Here is a 19,570-nt window from a genome sequence, read left to right as displayed (position 1 = left end):
AATTATCCTCTTTTCACCACTGATCTTTCCCGCAGTGCCAGTTTGGCACGAATTTTCAACTGGGGGCGCACTCCTGGGACGTCGAAACCACACGCAAATACTGCTCCTACCATTAGCAGCGTAGCCAATAGAGAAGATCCACCTTGCGATATAAACGGAAGAGGAATACCGAATACGGGAAGTAAGCCCGTCACTACACACATATTCAGGAATGCCTGCCCGCAAATCCAGAGAGCAGCCCCAACGGTGAGAAGTTGGCCAAAACGGCTGGGTTGATTAACTATTAGCCGCAAGAAGCACCAACCGAGCATTAAGAAAAGTAGAACGATGGTGAGAGTACCGAAAAGTCCCAGCTCTTCTCCAATGACGGCAAAAATGAAATCCGTATGTGCTTCGCTGAGATCTCGCCATTTTTCTTTTCCAGCTCCGAGGCCTACGCCCGTCCAGCCCCCGCTCCCAAAAGCGAATTGGGCAAAATCGGACTGGGTAGGTTCATGAATATCGGGAGTAGTAAAGAGATTAGAAAAGTATTCAAAGACTCGGCGCAAGCGGGAGGTCTTTAGTGCCACCAGTACGCCTGCCAAACCAGAAATGAGCAGCATGGCATATGCTAAATAGCGGCTCTGCATTCCCGCTAGCCAGAACATTCCCACTCCGATGAGCACAAAAACAATTCCGGTACCCATATCTCCGGGTAATACCACTAGCCCTATCGCCGCACCTAGCCCCGCAACAGGACGAATCAGATTATGGTAATCGCCGCTGATGGCACTGCGTTTCATTTCTCCCAGCACTCGCGCTAACCAAATAATAGTGGCGAATTTAAGGAATTCCGAGGGCTGAATTTGAATAGGCCCCAAGGCTAACCAATTTTTATTTCCGGCGACTTCTACACCTACTAGAATCACTGCCAACTGCAACAATAAGGCAAATCCGAAAATAACATTGGATAATTTTTGTATTCGCGCCACATTCCCGAAGTACTCCACAGCTAGAGCTCCAGCGATACCCAAGACCGCCCAAGCAGTGTGCTTAATAGCTACGGAAAAAAGCGCTACTTCCCCACCCGTTAAATCCACTAGCCGAATTGATCTAGCAGAAGTAGCAGAGAACACCATCAACACTCCCATTACCACCAATATGCTGACGATAATTCCCATCATAAGTAAAGACTGCTGAATGGCATCGCGCCGCCGGCGCTGCACATCGGTCAATTCCGGAGAAAAGGCAGAAGCAGAATTATCTACCGAAAGGGAAAGCGGAGAACGCGGGCGAAACTTTTTCCAAAATTTAGCCATTATGCCTGCTCTTCCCCAACTAGTTGACGCACTTCTGCTTGAAATTGCCTCCCCCGCTCCGCATAGGAAGAGAATTGATCTAAAGAGGCGCAGGCAGGGGCCAAGAGCACCGTATCGCCATTCTTTGCCAAATTGCGCGCAGCAGCTACCGCCGGGCGCAGAGGATTTTCTGGCTCTGCGATATAGGTGATGGGAATTTCTAAATCAGCGAGAGCTTTTTTCCATGGCTCTTGGTCTTTTCCAATTACTACCACTCCGGCTAACCGAGATTTTTCGGCTTGCACTAATTCCGTAAAATCGGCTCCTTTAGCGTCTCCGCCTACAATCCACACTATGGGCCTGCCAGCTTGGGCGGCTAAGGCCGCGCGCGCCGCATGCCCATTCGTGGCTTTCGAATCATCTACCCAGCAGATTCCTTCCCATTCGCCCACAATTTGCAGGCGATGAGGTTCCACCTGATATTTCTGCAAGGCAGCGCGAATACACTCCACTGGAACTCCGCCGGCACGCGCTAAAGCTGCTGCCGCCAGCGCATCTTTTACAAGATGGGGTGGGCAGGGGCACCCGGAAGTTAAATGAGCTAGATCAGCTAGCGAAAAGAGTTCCGCTGCTCCTTGGTAGGGGTCTTTCACGTAGGCTCTATCTACCGCTAAAATTTCTCCCGATGCCGGATCGCGCACCAGGCCAATCTCTCCCACTGCCGGAGCTTGCAGAGTATAGGCAATGCTCGGTGCGGCAGAGGCAGCGGCCGTCTCGCGGAGCATTTGTTGCACGTCGTTATCTTCTTTCGGATAGATACGGAATTTTTCTACCCGTTCGTAGATACGCGATTTAGCTTGTGCGTAGGCGGCCAGATCTCCATGCCAGCTCAAATGATCGGCGGCGAGATTTAAACATACCGCTCCAGCTGGCGCCATTGTATAGGTAGCAGCGAGTTGAAAAGACGATAGCTCTAAAGCAAAAGCACGTACCGGCGTGGCCGGCAACTGAGAAACTGCTCCGATAGCTGGTAGTCCAATATTACCTATTGCTTCTCCCCCGAAGCCCGCTTCTTCCAGCATGGCTGCCAGCATGGTAACGGTAGTAGTTTTTCCATTTGTGCCGGTGACACAGAGCCACTGCGGATAACTGCCGTCGGAATTTTGGGCGCGGAGCTGCCAAGCTAATTCAATTTCTGAACAGAGCGGAATACCGGCAGCCGTCAGTTTCTCCCACACCAGACCCGTCTGCGCAAAAGCAGGCGCAATTACCACTAAATCTGGCTGCCATTTAATAATAGCGGCAGCTAGAGCAGCTGGATCGGAATTAGCCCCAGCCGTGATATTTGGATTATTTTCTTGATACTTCTGTACTGCCGCAGCTTTCTGATCCCAGATACTCACCACTGCGCTAGTTGCTCGCTGCAACACTTCTAGGCAAGCCACTCCTGATATTCCCATACCTAGAATGGCTATTTTTTTATTTGCGAAAGCGGCCGCCCCCGGAATTATACTCGTCACTGTTGCGCCAACCATTCACCGTAGAAGAGCCCTAGCCCCGCCGCAGCCAGCAACATTTCAATCAACCAAAAACGCACTACGATTGTGACTTCTTTCCAGCCTTTTAATTCAAAATGATGGTGCAGAGGCGCCATTTTGAAAACTCTTTTTCCGGTGGATTTGAAATAACTTATTTGGATGACATCAGAAAATACAATTATTACAAATAGGCCACCTAAGAAAATTGCCAATACTTCCGTCTGGGTAAGAATAGAGAGCCCGGCAAAAGCACCACCTAAAGCTAGGGAACCAGTATCACCCATAAAAATTTGCGCCGGAGAAGTATTGTGCCAGAGAAAGCCGAGGCAGGCTCCCACCAGAGCCGCACAGATAATGGCTAAATCGCGTGGATCGCGCACATCGTAGCAACCCGGATCGGGGTTGACGACCGATTGGCAGGATTGATACGACTGCCAGATGGTGATGATGGTATAGGAGCCGAAAGCAATGGCGGAAGCTCCCGCTGCCAAACCGTCGAGACCATCGGTGAGATTTACGGCGTTAGACCAAGCGGTAATAAGGAAATTTGACCAGAGCACGAAGAGGATAATTCCGATTACGATTCCCAAAAAAGCTAAATCTAGTCTTGTATCACGCACAATCGAGATACTGGTGGTGGCGGGAGTGCGATGAAAATTATCCGGAAATTGCAGGGCGGCAATTGCAAAAGAGACACCGACTATTCCCTGCCCAATTATTTTCGCCAGCGGCGTCAAACCCAAGGAGCGCTCTTTGCGCACTTTTGTGAAATCGTCTAAAAAGCCGATTAGCCCCATACCGGCGAGCAAATAAATAAGAAGCCACCCAGTGACGTGCGGCGCTCTTCCCACCACGAGATTACCCGTGAGGTAACCTGCGATAGCCGCAAAGATAATTATTACTCCTCCCATCGTGGGAGTACCGCGTTTAGTGAAATGACTAGTGGGGCCGTCTTCTCGAATAAACTGCCCATAGGAACGCCGCCGAAGGTAGCGGACGAAAAGCGGCGTGCCAAAAAGCGTAATCAGTAACGCTATTGCTGCTGCCACTAGTACGGAAAGCATTTACACACCCTCTTCACTAAGTGCATCGGCTATTTTCCAGATGCCTGATCCATTAGAACCCTTCAATAAGATTACGTCACCACTGCGGCTTTCGGCGCTAAGCAAGGCTCGCGCCTCCGTGCCGTCTGCACACAATTTTACTTCTACCCCGGCTTGAGCAGCACTTTCAGCAAGTAATCGCATATCTGTATTTTCCCCCACCGCGTAGAGCACAGCCACTTTTTCCGCACCGAGTAAGGAGCCAATTTTTTTATGTTCCATGCCACTCTCTTCACCTAGCTCCAACATAGCTCCGAGCACTGCTATTTTGCGCCGGGAGCCTGCTATATCGCTTAGAGCAAGTATTCCGGCAGTGAGCGAATCAGGGTTGGCATTATAGGAATCATCGATAATAGTAATATCCCCTATTTCCTGCACATCCATCCGGTGCCGGCTCGCTGGAAAAGCAGTAGAAAGCCGCTGTGCAATTTTTTCCGGAGAAATTCCCAATTGATAGGCAGCGCTAGCAGCCGCCAGCGCATTATTTATATGGTGAATTCCGATGAGCTGTAAATTTACCGGAACATTTCCACTGGGAGTATGGAGTAAAAATGCCGCTCGCCCGCCGTCATTTTTAATATCACTCGCAAATATAGATGCCGACCCATCTTTTACCCCGTATAGAGCTGGCGCAGCATTCTTTTCTTCGCCTTGCGCAGAGAAAAAATAGACCGGAACGGGAGAATTCTGCGCCATAGCTGCCACCCGTTTATCGTCGGCATTTAAGATAGCGATTCCGCCGGGGCGAATTCCCGAAAGCATCTCCGCCTTGGCCGCAGCTACTTTTTCAATTCCCCCAAACTCTCCTAAATGTGCGCGCGCCACCGCCAATACCATGCCAATATCCGGAGGCGCGATATGCGTCAGATAGGCAATATTTCCAGCTCTATCTGCTCCCATTTCTAAAACTAACGTAGCAGTAGTGGCATCGGCACTCAGTACGGTAAGCGGCAAACCGAGCTCATTATTAAAAGATCCGGGCGGAGCCACCACTGGGCCACGTTCTTGCAGTAAATTCGCCAATAAATCTTTTGTAGTGGTCTTGCCGACTGAACCAGTAACCGCCACCACCTGCAAATTTGGATTCTTTTTCCGGAGCTGTGCCAAAGAGTACTGCGCTATTTTACCAATGGCGAGTAAAGGATCTGCCACTTCAATAATATGCGTAGCACTAGCCCCTCCGGCACAGGCAGCTTCTTTATTAGCGCTAAGTACTGCCACCGCTCCCCGCGCCAGCGCATCACCCGCAAATTGGTTACCGTCTACGCGTGCCCCCGGCAAAGCAATAAATAGGTCGCCTTTTTTTACTAAACGATTATCACTAGCTGCTCCGCAGACTTCCAAAAGGGAATTTTCGCTACTTCCCAACTTTCCATCGCTAATAGCAGCTACCTGAGCAATACTGATTGGCAGCAATTTTCCCCCTATTCTCCCTCTAACCAGGGATACTTATAGAGCGGAACTGCAGAAGGCGGCACTTTCAGCTGCCGCATTGCAAATTTGGACACTTCGGCAAATACCGGAGCCGCAATCACACCACCATAAGCAGGCGTACTATGGGTATAGACGACTACTGCCACCGCAATGCGGGGATTTTCGGCAGGCACTACCCCCGCGAAAGTACCGACAAGCGCAGCGGTCTTTCCCGCCGAATTAAGCACCTGCGCTGTTCCCGTCTTTCCTGCTACGTTATAGCCGGGCACTTTTGCCAATGGGCCGGTAGAGCCTTTCTGCGTCACTCCTTGCATCATTTTTATTAACTGATCAGCCGCTTCAGGCGTAATTACCTGTTTCTTTTCCGCCAATTTCTGCGGGATAAGCTGCCCATCTTTATCGTAGACTCCATCTACAATATGAACCGGATTTTTCACCCCTTTACTCCCCGCTATCGAAGCTACCTGCGCTAATTGCAGTGGCGTCACCGCATAGGCCTGGCCAAACATAGTGGTGTAATTAGTGCGGCGATCCCACTGGGTATACGGATTAAGTAAGCCCGGTTCTTCTGCAGGTAACTCCACGCCGGTCTTTTGCCCTAATCCAAAAGCCGAAAGATATTTATAACGAGTTTCTGTAGGTACAAGTGAGCCCACCTGCACTAATCCCGTATTATAGGATTTCGCCATCAAACCCGCTGCCGTCATTCGCTCTGTAGGGTGTTCCGAATCATCGGTAATAGTTTCCCCATCCGGAGTGGTATAGGCATAAGGAGCGTTAAATACGGAAAGCGGCGTAATTTTTTGCTCATTTAAGGCCGTAGCATAGGTAATTATTTTTCCGGTGGACCCCGGTTCCACCACTGAACTAACTGCCCGAGAGCCCCATTTATCTGGACTTTTATCCTCGCTATTGCCCGGATCCCGATTTCCACTATCCGCCATGGCGAGAATACGGCCTGTCCCTATTTCTAGCACTACCGCACTTCCCCACACCGCACCAAACTTACGTACCGAATCATTTACTGCTTGTTCAGCTGCATACTGTAAATCACGGTCGATGGTGAGCTGCACTTTACCGCCATTTACTGCCGGAGTTTCTTTCTTTTCTGCCTGCGGGAAAATAGTGCCATCTGGCCCCACTTCTACCGTAAGTTTTCCATCTGTACCAGCAAGAATATCGTTATACTTCTGTTCAATTCCCGCCTGCCCTTGCGGAAGGGGATTCTCAGCAGTCTGCCCCAGAAATCCGAGAATTGGGCTCGCCACACTGCCGCTTGGGTAGATGCGCTCCATATAGCGTTCGGGGAATATGCCGTGGATATTCAGATCATTTACGGTTTTCCATTCTTCGGGAGTGAGCCCCTTGGCTAATAGACGCCACTGGTCTTTCTTTTCTCCCCCCAGTAGGATGCCACCCAATTCAGCTTGATCACGCTTCAGTAGCGGAGCTAATTTTGCTGCAGCAGCCGCCGCCCCACCATTTATCGCTTTACCCTCGTCATCGTATTCCACATAATCGGCAATAGCTTGCTGATCTACCCGCACATTGTAACGCGGCTCCGAAGTGGCGAGCACTGCCCCGTTCGCATCTAAAATATCGCCACGTTTTGCTTCTTGCTCATAGGAACGCGTGCGGAAAGTACTGGCTACTCCCTGTAAAGTATCTGCTTTTACCACCTGGAGAAAAAATAGCCGCAACACCAGCAAAGCCACTGTAATCAAAACAATGACGATTATGAGGCGCATACGATGATTAGTGAAAGCGCGCGCCAAACGCACATCGTGCACTTGCCGTTCCGCATATTCGCTAGACACCGCAGCGCGCTTTTTCGGCGCAGCATCTGGGTGCGAGCTATTAAATACCTCCATATGCGCCTCTATCAGTCAGATTTAGTTGTACTATCGGCGATAGTGCCCGTCTCAAGATTAAGATAGCGCATTTCCGTAGCTGGTTTCATGCCGAGTTTAGTGGCATTTTCGCTCAGCTTAGCGGGACTAGATAGCCCGACTAGCTCTCCTTCGAGAGTATTAATATGAGCGTCGGCTTCGTCTAACTCCACTTTTAAGCTCTTTAATTCATAGGCGCCCTGCACTAGCAAAGTGTTCAGAGAAAAAGCCAAGATAATCGAGGTTAAGAATATGACACCGCAAATAATTAGCGTGCCGAAGAATGTGCGCGACGGAGCGGGACTAGCCACCACCTGCAATCCGGGAGCAGAAATAATAGGCCGAGATTGAGGGGCGCGCAGCTGCTGAGCAGTAGAGTTTGCGGCGTTCATTTATTTTCTCCCTTATTAGACGCCCCTAAAGAAGCGCAATCTGGTATTTCTCTAATTAGCTGCACTGCCCGCAAACGCACCGAAGCAGCGCGCGGATTAGCAGCGATTTCGGCGGAAGAAGCCTTTTGCGCTCCCCGCACTAAAGCTTGTAAATAGGGTTGATCCTCGGCGAGCTCTACCGGTAAACCGACCGGAGTGCGCGAGCGTAAACCCTGAGCAAAAATTTGCTTCACAATTCGATCTTCTAAAGACTGATAAGACTCCACTACCAGCCGCCCTTCCAGAGCTAAAGAGCGAAGAGCCGCCGGAATTGCCTGGGAAAGTATCTGCAGCTCATTGTTGACGGCGATGCGAATAGCTTGGAAAGATCTTTTTGCCGGATTGCCGCCGCGCCGGCGCGCAGGGGCCGGTATAGCAGCCCGAATTATCTCCACTAGTTGCGCAGTGCTCTGCAAAGGGGTGGAAGTACGCGCCCGGATAATTGCCCGCGCAATCCGCCCAGCATATTTTTCTTCTCCGTACTCACGCAGAATTCGACTCAATTCCGCTTCCTCTACCTCTGCCAATAAAGACGCCGCCGTCATCTCCTGCTCTGGATTCATACGCATATCCAAGGGGGCGTCTTGTGCATAAGAAAATCCCCGCTCCGCGGCATCTATTTGTAAGGAGGAAACTCCCAAATCGAAAAGAATTCCTTGCACCTTCCCGGCTGTGCCGTAGGTGCTAGCTACTTCGCCGATTTCGTCATACGTGGCATGCACGGCTTGAAAACGCTCGCCAAAGGGCTGCAGCCGCTGCGTGGCCAGCTCTATAGCCTGCGTATCTCGATCTATACCGATTACTTTTACCTGGGGGCAGGCACGCAAAATTGCTTCAGTGTGGCCACCTAAACCGAGTGTGGCATCGATAAAGACTGAATTCTCAGCCTGCAAAGCAGGAGCTAATAGTTCTACACAGGTGGCGGAAAGTACCGGAGTGTGCAAATCTGCTGGAGACGCAGAAAGTAATGCTTCCCTCACGGCTTTTCCTCTCTTTTACCACTAGGAACACTAGATTTCCCACCACTTTCGGAAATCGGGGAATAACCTCCCAAAGCAGTGAGGAATCTAATGCTCCTAGAAAACTCCTGGTATTAGCTCTTCTTCCCTATCTGCAAATTCGGCCTCATTCCCCTCTAGGTAGGCTTCCCAAGCCTGCTGATCCCAAATTTCTACTCGTTCGCCGGAACCGATTACAGCTAAATCTTTTTCTAAGCCCGCATATTCGCGCAGATTCACCGGCAAATTTATGCGCCCTTGCTTATCTGGAATTTGATCACTGGCTCCAGAGAGAAATACTCGCCCGTAGGCGCGCACTTCTTTAGAAGTGAAAGGAGCTTGCTGTAGCTTAGCCAGAATCTCAGTAAAAGTATTGAGTGGAAATACGTATAAGCAATGCTCTTGCCCGCGCGTCACCACTAAACCAGAAGCGAGTTGCGAACGGAATTTGGCAGGGAGGATTAAGCGCCCCTTATCGTCTAAACGCGGCTCGTACGTGCCTAGAAACACTATCCACCTCCCATTCCTTTTACAGATAACTCCATTTTACCCCACTTTGCGCCACATGCAAGTTAAAAATACCCTTTACTTCAAGAGATTATGGCTATATTTCAAGGGAAAATGTGGTGGAGGGAATTTTTGAGATTTAAGGCAAATTTGGGGAAAATTTAGAGTACTCCGCCCCGCCTCCAAATAACGCCACCCTAAATAGAATCGTGCCTAGACAGAGCCGCGCTTAAATAGCGCCCTCCACAATAAAAAATTCCCGCTGCCGGAAATCCGGAGCGGGAATTAAATAAAACTAATTAGTTAGAGCCGCCGAGGTTCGTTAGGAAAATTTCCGCGGCACGCACTCTATAAAATATTAATCACTGGCCTTTTTGCCGGCGCAACCACTCTTCTGCCTGCTTTTCAAAAAAGCTCAGCGGCGCCCCTTTCGGCCGTTTTGGAGGAGTAACCTTCTTCTCTTTTCGCACAAATCCAGAGCTCAAATACCAGAATCCAGCAAATACCACTGCCACTCCCCCTACACCGATTGGCACTATCTCTGCCGCTACGCCAGCTATAACCACCGCTAAACCGAGAATTATAATCACAATTCCGCCCACTAAATTTTTCGGAGCAATACTCAGCTGTGTAGCGGTAGTTTTTTCACTCTTCAAAGTCTCCGAAAACTTCGGATCGTCACTGTGTAACTGCGACTCCAGCTCCTCCAGCATCTTCCGCTCGTAATCAGAAAGTGCCATTAGTTTCTCCTCGCTACCACCCGGCATATCTCGGTAAATTATATCTCTACTAAGACAAAGAATAGCGAAAGCCCCGCGATAAGGATAGCCGAAACCTATTTATTTTCGGATTTCTGCTCTTTCACCAGAGAACCTGGGCGCACACTTTGCGATCCGAAACGACGGCGAATCGCATCGACAGCCGTCTCCGCTTTACTCTGCCGCTCGTCCGCTCCGAAAGCGAGCTGCACTCCGGACTGCCCCGACGTAAGCTGCTGTGCGCGCACTCCCAGCAGGCGAATACCAGAATCAGGAAAAGGAAGAGTGGCAAAAAGTCGCTGCGCCGCTGTGTAGATATCCGCACCTAAATCAGTAGGAGCTCCGAGCGTGAGCGAGCGGGAGCAAGTCTGAAAATTACCGAAACGCACTTTTATACTTATCGTCCATGCTAAGTAGCCACCGGAGCGCAGCCGGCGCGCCACCGCATGAGATTGCTCCAATAATACTGGCTGCACTGCAGCTGGTGTAGAAAGAACTTCGAAGAAAGTCGCCTCTTTGCTAATAGATTTTTCCCGAGTCTCCGGCTCTACTGGGCGTTTATCTTCGTTCATCGCCAAGGCATAGAGGTGTTTTCCCATTGCCTCACCCAGCAAAGATATTAAATTTTTCTCCCCGAGCATAGCTAAATCTCCAACTCGCTCCACCCCATGGGAAGTTAATTTTTGTTGAGTCTTTCCTCCCACCCCGTTCAGCGCTCCCACGGGAAGTTGATGCAAAAAATTTAGAGATTCTGATTCCGGCACCAGGAGCAAACCATCTGGTTTAGCCTGCGCGGAGGCTATTTTAGCTAAATGCTTAGTGGAGGCGATTCCCACTGATGCCGCCACTCCCACCTGCGTGTGGATTGCGGTACGTATTTTTACCCCAATTTCCAGCGGTGAACCGAATAATCGGCGCACTCCGCGCACATCTAAAAAAGCCTCGTCGATAGACACTTGCTCAAATACCGGGCTGATATTTTGCAATATCTCCATTATCTGCGCCGATACACTTCTATATTTCTCTGCCGCTACCGGGAGAATAATCAACTGCGGGCAAAGCCGGCGCGCCTTCCCGACCGGCATAGCCGAATTTACTCCGTAACGGCGCGCCTCGTAGGAAGCAGTGGAAATTACTCCTCGATCCATCCCTCCCACTGCCAGCGGTTTTCCCCGCAGATACGGTTTATCGAGTAATTCCACTGCCACGAAGAAAGCATCCATATCCACGTGCAATATCGGAGTTTGAGAGTCGTCTTTACCCCAATCTCGCCGTAAATCTACCGGCCGCGGCCCCCGCGACATAGACACCGCCTCCTTGGACTAAAATCCGGCTATTCTTGTAACACCGCCGCCGCATAATACGGCCAGCCTCGTCAGTAGTGGTGGCGCCCCCGCCGGCGTGGAGCCGAAGTATCTCCTCGCTCCGAACTTTCCGCCGCACTCGGCAGATTATCCTGCTTTTTGCCGTCTTTATCCCCCACCGAAAAAATTTCTTGCAAAGGATTATCAGTCTGCGCAGCCAAAAAACGCTCGGCAGCTTGCCCTATTTCCTCCGCACTGGGAATAGCTGGGCTTTCTTCTTCCGTCTTTACGAAGCTTTCGTCTCCCGCAGCTGAATCGTAATCTTCTTCTAAATGATCTAAGAGAGTCTGCAGCTCCGGATTCTCCGCAAGTATCTGATTTAACCCTTCTACCTGCTGATCCTCTAATTGCTCCAAATCTCCCAATGGCAGCCGCGGGCCTCCCAGGTTTGCAATCATCTTAATGGCAGCCAGAGCTCCGGAGATAAAGGGCTGTGCCCCTTTTGCAATATAAAAAGGTACCCGTACCCGGATATTCATTACCGGAATATCGTTTTTCTCCGCATAGAATTCAAAAAGATCCGGAAGCGCTCCGTAGTGCTGCACCTGCCCTTTAATAAACTTAGTGCTGCTATCCGGCGCCGTAGAGCGCAAAAGCATATCCGCTGGGCGCGTGTGTGGAGCTGTACCGGGCATCGCCGCCAGTGAATAGACTTGGCGCACTTGGAAACGCTCCACTATGGAAATAATGCTTTTCGCTACTTTTTCCCAATTAAAATCTGGTTCCTGCCCACCTAGATAGAGAAAACTCTGCCCGCTCATATCCGTCACGAGATTTAGATAGAGCTCCGGAGCTACGAAATCGGCTATTTTCCCGTCACTATAGGTAACTATAGGGCGCTGCGCACGGTAGTCATAGAGTTGATCGGCAGAAAAAAGGGCAATGTTTACCGCATCTAAATCTGCTATTGCCGCATCTACCGCCTGCGCCACATGCCCGGCATCGATTAAAGGATCTATCGGGTTGAGTACGAGATGTGGCACAGTTAAATCAGCGCGCGTCTGCGCAAAAGAAATTAGATCCTGCATTCCGCCTCCCCGTATTTCCGAAAAATCATTCTCTACACTATTAAGTATATAACGCTTGTAGAAAAGCACCCCGCGGAATCACATAGGGACAGCTATTTCACTACTCTGCAGCAATTAGTGACAGATAGTAGAAAATCAGCCATAATTATTAGGCACAGTTTTCAGACGAGGAGATTTTTTGCAAGAAAACAACCTTTCGGAAAAAGCTTTTTTACAACAAGCTATTGCCGAAGAGCAGGATTTTATCGACGAAGCCTACACAGCTTTAGACCGCGATGAATCCTATTATAAAAACCGGCTCGGTCAGGTGCGCGAAGCGGGCGGGCAAGGCACCCCCGCCGGGCGGCGCGAAAGAGATTCCTTTGCCACCCACTATGAAGACAATTTGCAGATGCTGCGCAATGTAGAGAATAACCTCGTCTTAGGCAGATTAGATTTTGCCGATAAAGTACTCCACATAGGGCGCACCACTCTCCGCGACGCCGAGCAAAATATTATTCTTACCGACTGGCGGGCTCCGCAGTCCGAAGCTTTTTATCAAGCCACTGCCACGCATCCACAAGGAGTGCGGCGGCGGCGGCATATTCAAAGCCGATTCCGGAAAGTGATTGGCGTAGAAGACGAACTACTAGATAGCGACTTTGCCGACTCCGCCGGAATGAATCTTACGGGCGAAGGAGCACTTTTCGCTGCTATGCGCCGCGCTCGGAGCGGCAAAATGGGCGATATTGTGGCCACTATCCAAAAAGAACAAGACCAAATTATTCGCACCGACGCCGCCGGAATACTGGTGGTACAGGGTGGCCCCGGGACGGGGAAAACTGCCGTAGCCCTGCACCGGGCTGCTTATTTGCTCTATACCTATCGAAAAGAACTGGCCAGCTCCGGCGTCTTAGTGATAGGGCCTTCTTCCGATTTTCTGCGCTACATAAATCAGGTGATTCCCTCTTTAGGTGAATCAAATGTCGTATCAACTACCATCGACAATCTATTGCCATTTGTGCGAGTAAGCGCCACTGAGCCTGCCGCTGTAGCAGCCATAAAAGAAAAAACCATCTGGGCTCATATTGCGCGGCAAGCAGTGCGGCTCATTCTACAGAAACCCCTAAAAGATCCCGCTCCGCTGCGCATAGCGGGCAAGAATATTGCACTCTTGCCAAGCGATGTACAGGAGGCACAAATACGGGCGCGGCGCAGCGGCAAGACGCATAACCAAGCACGCGATACCTATGCGCGTTTTTTAGTATCGGTACTCTCCGAGCGGCTCGCCGCCGAGTTGAAAACTAACGTAACTGCTGATGAATGGATAATTAACGATATCGCCAGCAACCCCGAAATTCGCCGCCTCATTAATCGACATTGGTTGCCCGCTTCTCCGCAATGGCTATTGGAACATATGTATAAATGGCCGGAAGTGCTCGCTTTAGCTGCCCCCCAGCTTTCTGCCCGCGAGCGCCAACTCCTGCGCCGGCAACCGGGAAATGGCTTCACCAGTGCTGATATTCCTATTCTGGATGAACTAGCAGAATATTTAGGACCTTTCTACACTCCGGAAGAGCGCTACCAGCAAGCGCTGGAAACCCAGAAAGCCGCTGATTTTTCCGCCTACGTGCAGGAAACTATGGATTCTCTGCAGCTCGGAGGAGGCATAGTGAGCAGCGATATGCTCCAGGAGCGAATCGAGCAAGTAGGTGGGCGCACCTCTATGGCCGAACGAGCAGCTAATGACCGTACCTGGACCTACGGGCATATAGTGGTTGACGAAGCTCAAGAGCTTTCCCCTATGCAGTGGCGGATGCTGGCACGGCGTAATCCGCGCCGTTCTATGACGATTGTCGGAGATTTAGATCAACGCACAGCCGGTTCGCCGCATTCTTGGGAAAACGTATTAAAAGAATTAGGGGGCAAGTATCAAGTAAAACCGCTCACGATTAGTTACCGCACTCCCCGTTCTCTTCTAGAGCGAGCCGCGCAAGCTATGGCAGCTTTGGGGAAGCCGGTACAGCCGATGCAGGCGGTACGCGATAGAGAGAACTGCTACTATAGCCAGAAAATTTCTCCCGCTGAATTAGAAAAAACTGCAGTGCAGATTCTAAAAGCGGAACTGCGAGCCCTGGATAGCGAATACGGAAAGAATATCGGCACTATCGCAGTATTAACTCCCGCGACACAAGTAGAAAAATGGCATAAACTATTCACCTCTGCGCCGGAGCTAGCTGAGTGGTACTCAGTAAATACACCAGAAATTGGGCAGCGCATCAAAGTGAGCAGTGCGCACGAAGTAAAAGGCTTAGAATTTGACACCGTAATACTGCTGGAACCGACCCAAATAGGGAAAGAGGGACTAGGCGATTTTTATGTAGCCCTTACCAGAGCTACACACCGCATGTGCACTCTCAGCACCGAAGCACTCCCACCAGGGTTAGTATGACCACTTTCCAGCTCTGATTGGCGGCAAGCCAATACAAGGGGATATAGAATGAATCCGGATGCTCACAGAGAGAGCAGAGCTTTTAAATAACCAAATACGGGCCTGTGCACTGGCTAAAGGAAAGTAAAATAGTGGCTAATATACTACTTCTGGAAGATCCGCATACTATTGCCGATACCACTTTTGAAAAATATGGCTGCCAAGTACGGCGCATCCCTAGTTCACTCAGTGAAGAGGAACTACTTACGGAACTAGCGGACGTAGATATTGTCGGCTTGCGCTCCAAGACTCATATCACACGCAAAGTAATTGAATCTGCTCCCCGTTTGGCAGCTATTGGCGCTTTTTGTATCGGCACCAATCAAATCGATCTTTCGGCAGCCTCCGAAGCGGGAATTGCCGTATTTAATGCTCCTTATTCCAATACGCGTTCCGTGGTGGAGATGGCTATTTCTGAGATTATTGCGCTAATTCGCCATTTACCGGCCCGCAATAAAGTGCTACAGCGTGGGACTTGGGAGAAATCTGCCGCCGGCGCCCACGAAGTGCGCGGGAAGACTTTAGGAATCATCGGCTATGGCTCTATCGGTTCCCAGCTTTCCGTATTGGCAGAAGCGGTGGGGATGCGAGTGCTCTTTTACGATATTGTCGAAAAACTCGCGATTGGAAATGCACGCCGCGTAAATAGCCTGGATGAGCTTTTAGCTAATTCAGATGCGGTTTCGCTCCATATTGACGGGCGGGAAAGCAATGCCGGATTCTTTTCTCGCGAGCTATTTGCCAAAATGAAGCCCGGTGCAGTTTTCATCAATTTGGCGCGCGGGCATGTGGTGGATTTAGAGGCACTGCAAGAGGTCTTGGAATCAGGAGCTATTTCCGGAGCTGGAATTGACGTATATCCGAGCGAACCGGCAGCTAATGGCGAAGAATTCCATACTAAACTGCAAAAATTCGACAATATAATTCTCACTCCACATATCGGCGGATCTACGATGGAAGCGCAGAAATCTATCGGTGGTTTCGTCTCCGAAAAATTGATGCAATATTGGCAGCGCGGAGAAACACATATGTCGGTGAATCTCCCCAACCTGGCTCCGTCTCCCGGAGTAGATTCTCTCTATCGAATTGGCTGGGTACATCGAAATACGCCCGGAGCTCTGGCGCGAGTAAATCAACTTTTCGCTAATGAAGGTATTAATATTACCTATCAGTCATTAGCTACTCGGGGCCCGTACGGCTATATCGTCATGGATACGACGGCGGAGATAAGCCCGACCGTTATAGACGAACTGCAAAGTTCTCCCGCGCATATCCGCCTGCGCATCCTTAAGCAGCAAAACGAAAATTAAGATTCACAGCGGCTGCGCTGGGAAAACTAAATTTCGAACTAGCAGAGAGCAGAGCCGAAATTTTCCCTAAGAAAACTCTCCACTGCGAGTGTCAATTTTTGGAAATTACCGCTGCCTAGTATATTGAGTAGCGTTGCGGCAAGCGCAAATGAACCGTCATTGCGGTTTAAGATTTGCCCGCCTCCGAAGCGATCACAACTACAAGAGGAGAAGAGTCTTGGATGCAATGACCTACGCGCGCAGCCTGTACGCAGAAGGAGTAACTCCCGAAATACCGGAAGTTTCCGATACTCTTACGAATCTGCTAGATAAAGCCGTAAAAGATTACCCTGAACGGGTAGCTATTGATTTCTTAGGAAGTGAATACAGCTACCGGAAGTTATATAAAGAAATACAGCGCGCCGCGAGCGTATTGCGGATGTGCGGGGTACGCGAAGGCGATGTAGTCGCCACTCTGCTTCCCAACTGTCCGCAACATTTTGTAGCTTTTTTCGCCGTTAGCTATCTGGGAGCTACTGTATCGGAGCACAACCCGATAGCGGCAGTAGAGGAAATTACCCAACAACTAGAAATAGTGAAGCCGCGCGTAGTCATTGCCTGGGACTCCACTATTAACCGGCTGTTACAAGATAGCGATCATCTGAGCTACACTTTCTTGGCTGTGAATCTCATAAGAGCGCTCCCCCGCAAGTCACAACTTTTGTTGAAGTTACCTATTAAGGCTGCGCAACAGCAAAAAGAAAAACTCACTGCTCCCGTACCAAGCAGTGTGCATTCTTGGGATAATATGGTGCGCCATGCCGAGCCGCTCAATTTAGATTTATTGCGCGCGCCGGATTTAGATACTATCGCCGTATTAATTCAAACTGGCGGCACTACCGGCACGCCTAAAGCAGTGCAGTTGAGTCATCGCAATATAGTTTCCAATACCACCCAGATTCGCTGCTGGATGAATACTTTTCAACGCGGAAATGAAACGGGACTTTCTGTACTCCCATTTTTCCACGCCTTTGGCCTGCAGCTCTCTTTAGCGCTATGCGTATCTTTAGCAGCAACGCAGGTGATGGCACCAAAGTTTGATGCAGATATCGTGCTCGCGGGAAATAAACGCCATCCCATCACTTTTTTTGCGGGCGTACCACCTATGTTCGATAGAATTTTGCGTTCCGCTGCTGGCACAGATGCCGATCTTTCCGCAATTCGTTTCTCTTTTTCGGGCGCTATGCCCCTCGATCCGCAGCTAGCGGCGAAATGGGAAGAAGCTACCGGTGGTTTCATTATTGAAGGCTATGGACTTTCGGAAGCGAGCCCGGTAGTAGCTGGCTCACCAGTTTCACCGGCGCGCCGCCCTTCTACCCTCGGCTTACCTTTCCCTTCTACCGAAGTAAAAGTAGTAGATCCTGATGATCCGGACGTAGAAATGCCGCTCGGAGAAGTTGGAGAAATGCTGGTGAAAGGCCCACAAGTATTTTGTGGCTACTTCCAGAATGCTGCGGAAACGGAAATTTCTTTCCATAATGGCTGGTTACGGACGGGTGATTTAGCCCGCTGGGATAATGGATTCCTAGTAATGACGGATCGGCGCAAAGAGATGATTATTAACGGCGGGTTCAATGTATATCCCTCTGAAGTTGAATCGGCAGTACGAGATATTGCCGGCGTAGCAGATGTAGCAGTAGTGGGAATGCCAGAAGAAGGACTGCGGGAAAATATCGTGGCAGCTATTGTGCTCGAACCTGGGGCTAAGATAGATCTCGAAACGGTACGCCAATGGACAGAAAAGAAGCTTTCCCACTACGCCATGCCGAAGTCGATTGCAATCATGGATTCCTTGCCGCGCTCCCAACTAGGAAAAGTACTGCGGCGGAGCGTGCGCGAGCAATTAGAAAATTTTGAAATGGTATCTGGAGAGTGGCGCAAGAAATTAACTAAAGAGCCGAAGTCGGATACTGATAGCGATGGCGAAATTTTAGATGTGCCAGTGGCAGATGCAACGCCAAATAATTTGGAAGAAAATAAAGCTCCAGATTCTGCCCCCGGAACTGCTTCAGACTCTACGCCGAAAGAGTAATTAGCCCGATTGCCTACTCTTGGGGAGGAGTATCGGCCGACTGCGGGGATGGAGAAGCCGGAGAAGCGGGCGTATCTGCAGAGTGCGTCTGCTCTTCGCGCAGGCTTTCAATTGCTTGGGTAAAATCTTCGAGATTTTCAAAATTTAAGTACACCGATGCGAAGCGCAGATAAGCGATTTGATCGAGCTTACGTAAAGGCGGCAATACGGCATAGCCAATATTTTGCGCTTCGACTTGGGAAAAACCCTCCGAGCGAATTGTATCTTCGACTTCTTGCGCCAATAAGGCCAGTTGGTCAGCGGTCACTGGCCGACCTTGGCAGGCTTTCCCCACTCCGGAAATAATTTTTTCTCTGCTAAAAGGTTCTTGAATACCAGAGCGCTTTACGACTGTTAGAGAAGCTGATTCAGTGGTAGTAAAACGGCGTTGACATGCCAAGCACTCCCGGCGGCGGCGGATAGACAGACCATCTTCGCTGCTGCGGGTATCGATTACTTTCGATTCAGCACTGTGGCAAAAAGGACAACGCATACCGCTAAAATATCTATAAGTCACCACTTTATGCAAGTTTTCTCTATTCCGATTATTCTAAACAGCACTTTTCCGAATCTGTTTCTACGCTTTTCCTTCTCTAATTTTGCTTCTCTACTTTTGCTTCTCTCTGCTCTTACTTCTTTCTCCGTTTTTGTTTGGCACAGAAAAGCTAATGCATGAAAAACAAAATTGCGAAATAAACTCCGAGAATAATGACTGCGATACGTGCAAATAATTCGGAGCGTTAGCGGCAATTCACCGCTAATTCACAGCTGCGCTACCCCGGAATCAGTCTCTAGGTGCACTGGATTTTCCACCTGCGCAGAAGCGTTAATTTCTGCCGGCGTACTTTCCACTCCAAGCCCATATAGAGAACCGTCTGCTACACCTACTAAGCTGAGGCCTAATAAGAAGCAGATTCCAAAGCTGATTAGCATCCCTAAGGTAACTAAAAGATAGGAATAAGGAGATAAACTCCGAGCTTTTTCACTACTGACTCGCGGAGAATTTTGCCGATTACGCGAAGTAATTTGGCACTCACTACCGAGACGATAAGAAGAAGTAACAGATTTCCGTGCAGCACGCATATCACACCCAGCCGACTGAGTAATATGCACTGCAATACCGGAATGAGCAGAAGGAGCACTCGGCACAACTCGTAAACCTCCACCCCGATAAGTGCGCGGAGCATCCGGTCGCGCCACTATTTGCCCGCCACGAGCAGAATGTAAATTATCCAATCTTTTTAGTTGCTGCGATTTAGGAGCCGGAACTACCCGCAGCCGTGCCGGCTGGGAAAGTGCCGCAACTTTTAATGCAGAACTGCCGTCTACCACTGCTTTCTTAACCATATGAGC

At 49.9% G+C, this 19,570-nt stretch carries 16 protein-coding genes; 3 read left to right on the top strand and 13 right to left on the bottom strand.

Going from position 1 to position 19,570, the window contains the following annotated elements; all coding sequences use genetic code 11:
- Positions 1-2 precede the first annotated feature (2 nt).
- From BQ7117_RS03430 to BQ7117_RS03380, 11 genes are all read right to left on the bottom strand, one after another.
- Positions 3-1,298 carry an FtsW/RodA/SpoVE family cell cycle protein gene (locus BQ7117_RS03430; protein ID WP_073996204.1) on the bottom strand — a complete coding sequence of 432 codons (1,296 nt, stop codon included), beginning with the start codon at positions 1,296-1,298 and terminating at the stop codon, positions 3-5.
- A complete protein-coding gene (murD, locus tag BQ7117_RS03425) occupies positions 1,298-2,812 on the bottom strand; it encodes a UDP-N-acetylmuramoyl-L-alanine--D-glutamate ligase (protein ID WP_073996203.1) in 1,515 nt (504 codons plus the stop codon). The genes BQ7117_RS03430 and murD overlap by 1 nt, the downstream gene beginning before the upstream one ends.
- Entirely contained in the window at positions 2,794-3,879 is a 1,086-nt protein-coding gene (gene mraY, locus BQ7117_RS03420; RefSeq protein ID WP_073996202.1) for a phospho-N-acetylmuramoyl-pentapeptide-transferase, read from the bottom strand. Before mraY ends, murD begins: the two co-directional genes overlap by 19 nt.
- Complete coding sequence (locus BQ7117_RS03415) at positions 3,880-5,334, bottom strand: UDP-N-acetylmuramoyl-tripeptide--D-alanyl-D-alanine ligase (RefSeq protein ID WP_073996201.1); 1,455 nt, start codon at positions 5,332-5,334, stop codon at positions 3,880-3,882.
- A gap of 8 nt (positions 5,335-5,342) precedes the next feature.
- A complete protein-coding gene (locus tag BQ7117_RS03410; protein ID WP_084789857.1) occupies positions 5,343-7,223 on the bottom strand; it encodes a peptidoglycan D,D-transpeptidase FtsI family protein in 1,881 nt (626 codons plus the stop codon).
- A gap of 11 nt (positions 7,224-7,234) precedes the next feature.
- Entirely contained in the window at positions 7,235-7,633 is a 399-nt protein-coding gene (gene ftsL, locus BQ7117_RS03405) for a cell division protein FtsL (protein WP_073996200.1), read from the bottom strand.
- Positions 7,630-8,652, bottom strand: coding sequence for a 16S rRNA (cytosine(1402)-N(4))-methyltransferase RsmH (gene rsmH / locus BQ7117_RS03400; RefSeq protein WP_073996199.1), 1,023 nt, complete (start codon positions 8,650-8,652; stop codon positions 7,630-7,632). The genes ftsL and rsmH overlap by 4 nt, the downstream gene beginning before the upstream one ends.
- A gap of 96 nt (positions 8,653-8,748) precedes the next feature.
- Positions 8,749-9,180, bottom strand: coding sequence for a division/cell wall cluster transcriptional repressor MraZ (gene mraZ / locus BQ7117_RS03395; RefSeq protein ID WP_073996198.1), 432 nt, complete (start codon positions 9,178-9,180; stop codon positions 8,749-8,751).
- A 359-nt stretch (positions 9,181-9,539) separates the two neighbouring features.
- Entirely contained in the window at positions 9,540-9,917 is a 378-nt protein-coding gene (locus tag BQ7117_RS03390) for a DUF3040 domain-containing protein (RefSeq protein ID WP_073996197.1), read from the bottom strand.
- Between the two features lie 95 nt (positions 9,918-10,012).
- Positions 10,013-11,239 (bottom strand): DNA polymerase IV, encoded by a 1,227-nt coding sequence (gene dinB / locus BQ7117_RS03385; RefSeq protein ID WP_073996196.1) that lies wholly within the window; start codon positions 11,237-11,239, stop codon positions 10,013-10,015.
- A gap of 71 nt (positions 11,240-11,310) precedes the next feature.
- Positions 11,311-12,327 (bottom strand): PAC2 family protein, encoded by a 1,017-nt coding sequence (locus tag BQ7117_RS03380; protein WP_143273963.1) that lies wholly within the window; start codon positions 12,325-12,327, stop codon positions 11,311-11,313.
- A 178-nt stretch (positions 12,328-12,505) separates the two neighbouring features.
- Between BQ7117_RS03380 and BQ7117_RS03375 the strand changes: the two genes are divergently transcribed.
- The 3 genes from BQ7117_RS03375 (at position 12,506) to BQ7117_RS03365 (ending at position 18,178) form a co-directional block, all read left to right on the top strand.
- Positions 12,506-14,758 carry a UvrD-helicase domain-containing protein gene (locus tag BQ7117_RS03375; protein WP_073996194.1) on the top strand — a complete coding sequence of 751 codons (2,253 nt, stop codon included), beginning with the start codon at positions 12,506-12,508 and terminating at the stop codon, positions 14,756-14,758.
- 131 nt (positions 14,759-14,889) lie between these two features.
- Entirely contained in the window at positions 14,890-16,107 is a 1,218-nt protein-coding gene (gene serA, locus BQ7117_RS03370; RefSeq protein WP_073996193.1) for a phosphoglycerate dehydrogenase, read from the top strand.
- Between the two features lie 226 nt (positions 16,108-16,333).
- Complete coding sequence (locus BQ7117_RS03365; protein WP_073996192.1) at positions 16,334-18,178, top strand: AMP-binding protein; 1,845 nt, start codon at positions 16,334-16,336, stop codon at positions 18,176-18,178.
- Positions 18,179-18,191: 13 nt separating this feature from the next.
- On the opposite strand, the gene nrdR is transcribed toward BQ7117_RS03365, so the two are convergent.
- Together nrdR and BQ7117_RS03355 are read right to left on the bottom strand one after the other, a co-directional pair.
- Positions 18,192-18,710, bottom strand: a complete 519-nt coding sequence (gene nrdR / locus BQ7117_RS03360) for a transcriptional regulator NrdR (RefSeq protein ID WP_073996962.1) — start codon at positions 18,708-18,710, stop codon at positions 18,192-18,194.
- Between the two features lie 269 nt (positions 18,711-18,979).
- Complete coding sequence (locus tag BQ7117_RS03355) at positions 18,980-19,564, bottom strand: hypothetical protein (protein ID WP_143273962.1); 585 nt, start codon at positions 19,562-19,564, stop codon at positions 18,980-18,982.
- Between the last annotated feature and the right edge of the window lie 6 nt (positions 19,565-19,570).

Source organism: Arcanobacterium urinimassiliense, from assembly GCF_900119495.1.
GTDB classification, from domain to species: Bacteria; Actinomycetota; Actinomycetes; order Actinomycetales; family Actinomycetaceae; genus Arcanobacterium_A; species Arcanobacterium_A urinimassiliense.
This window is presented reverse-complemented; position numbering and strand designations above follow the sequence as displayed.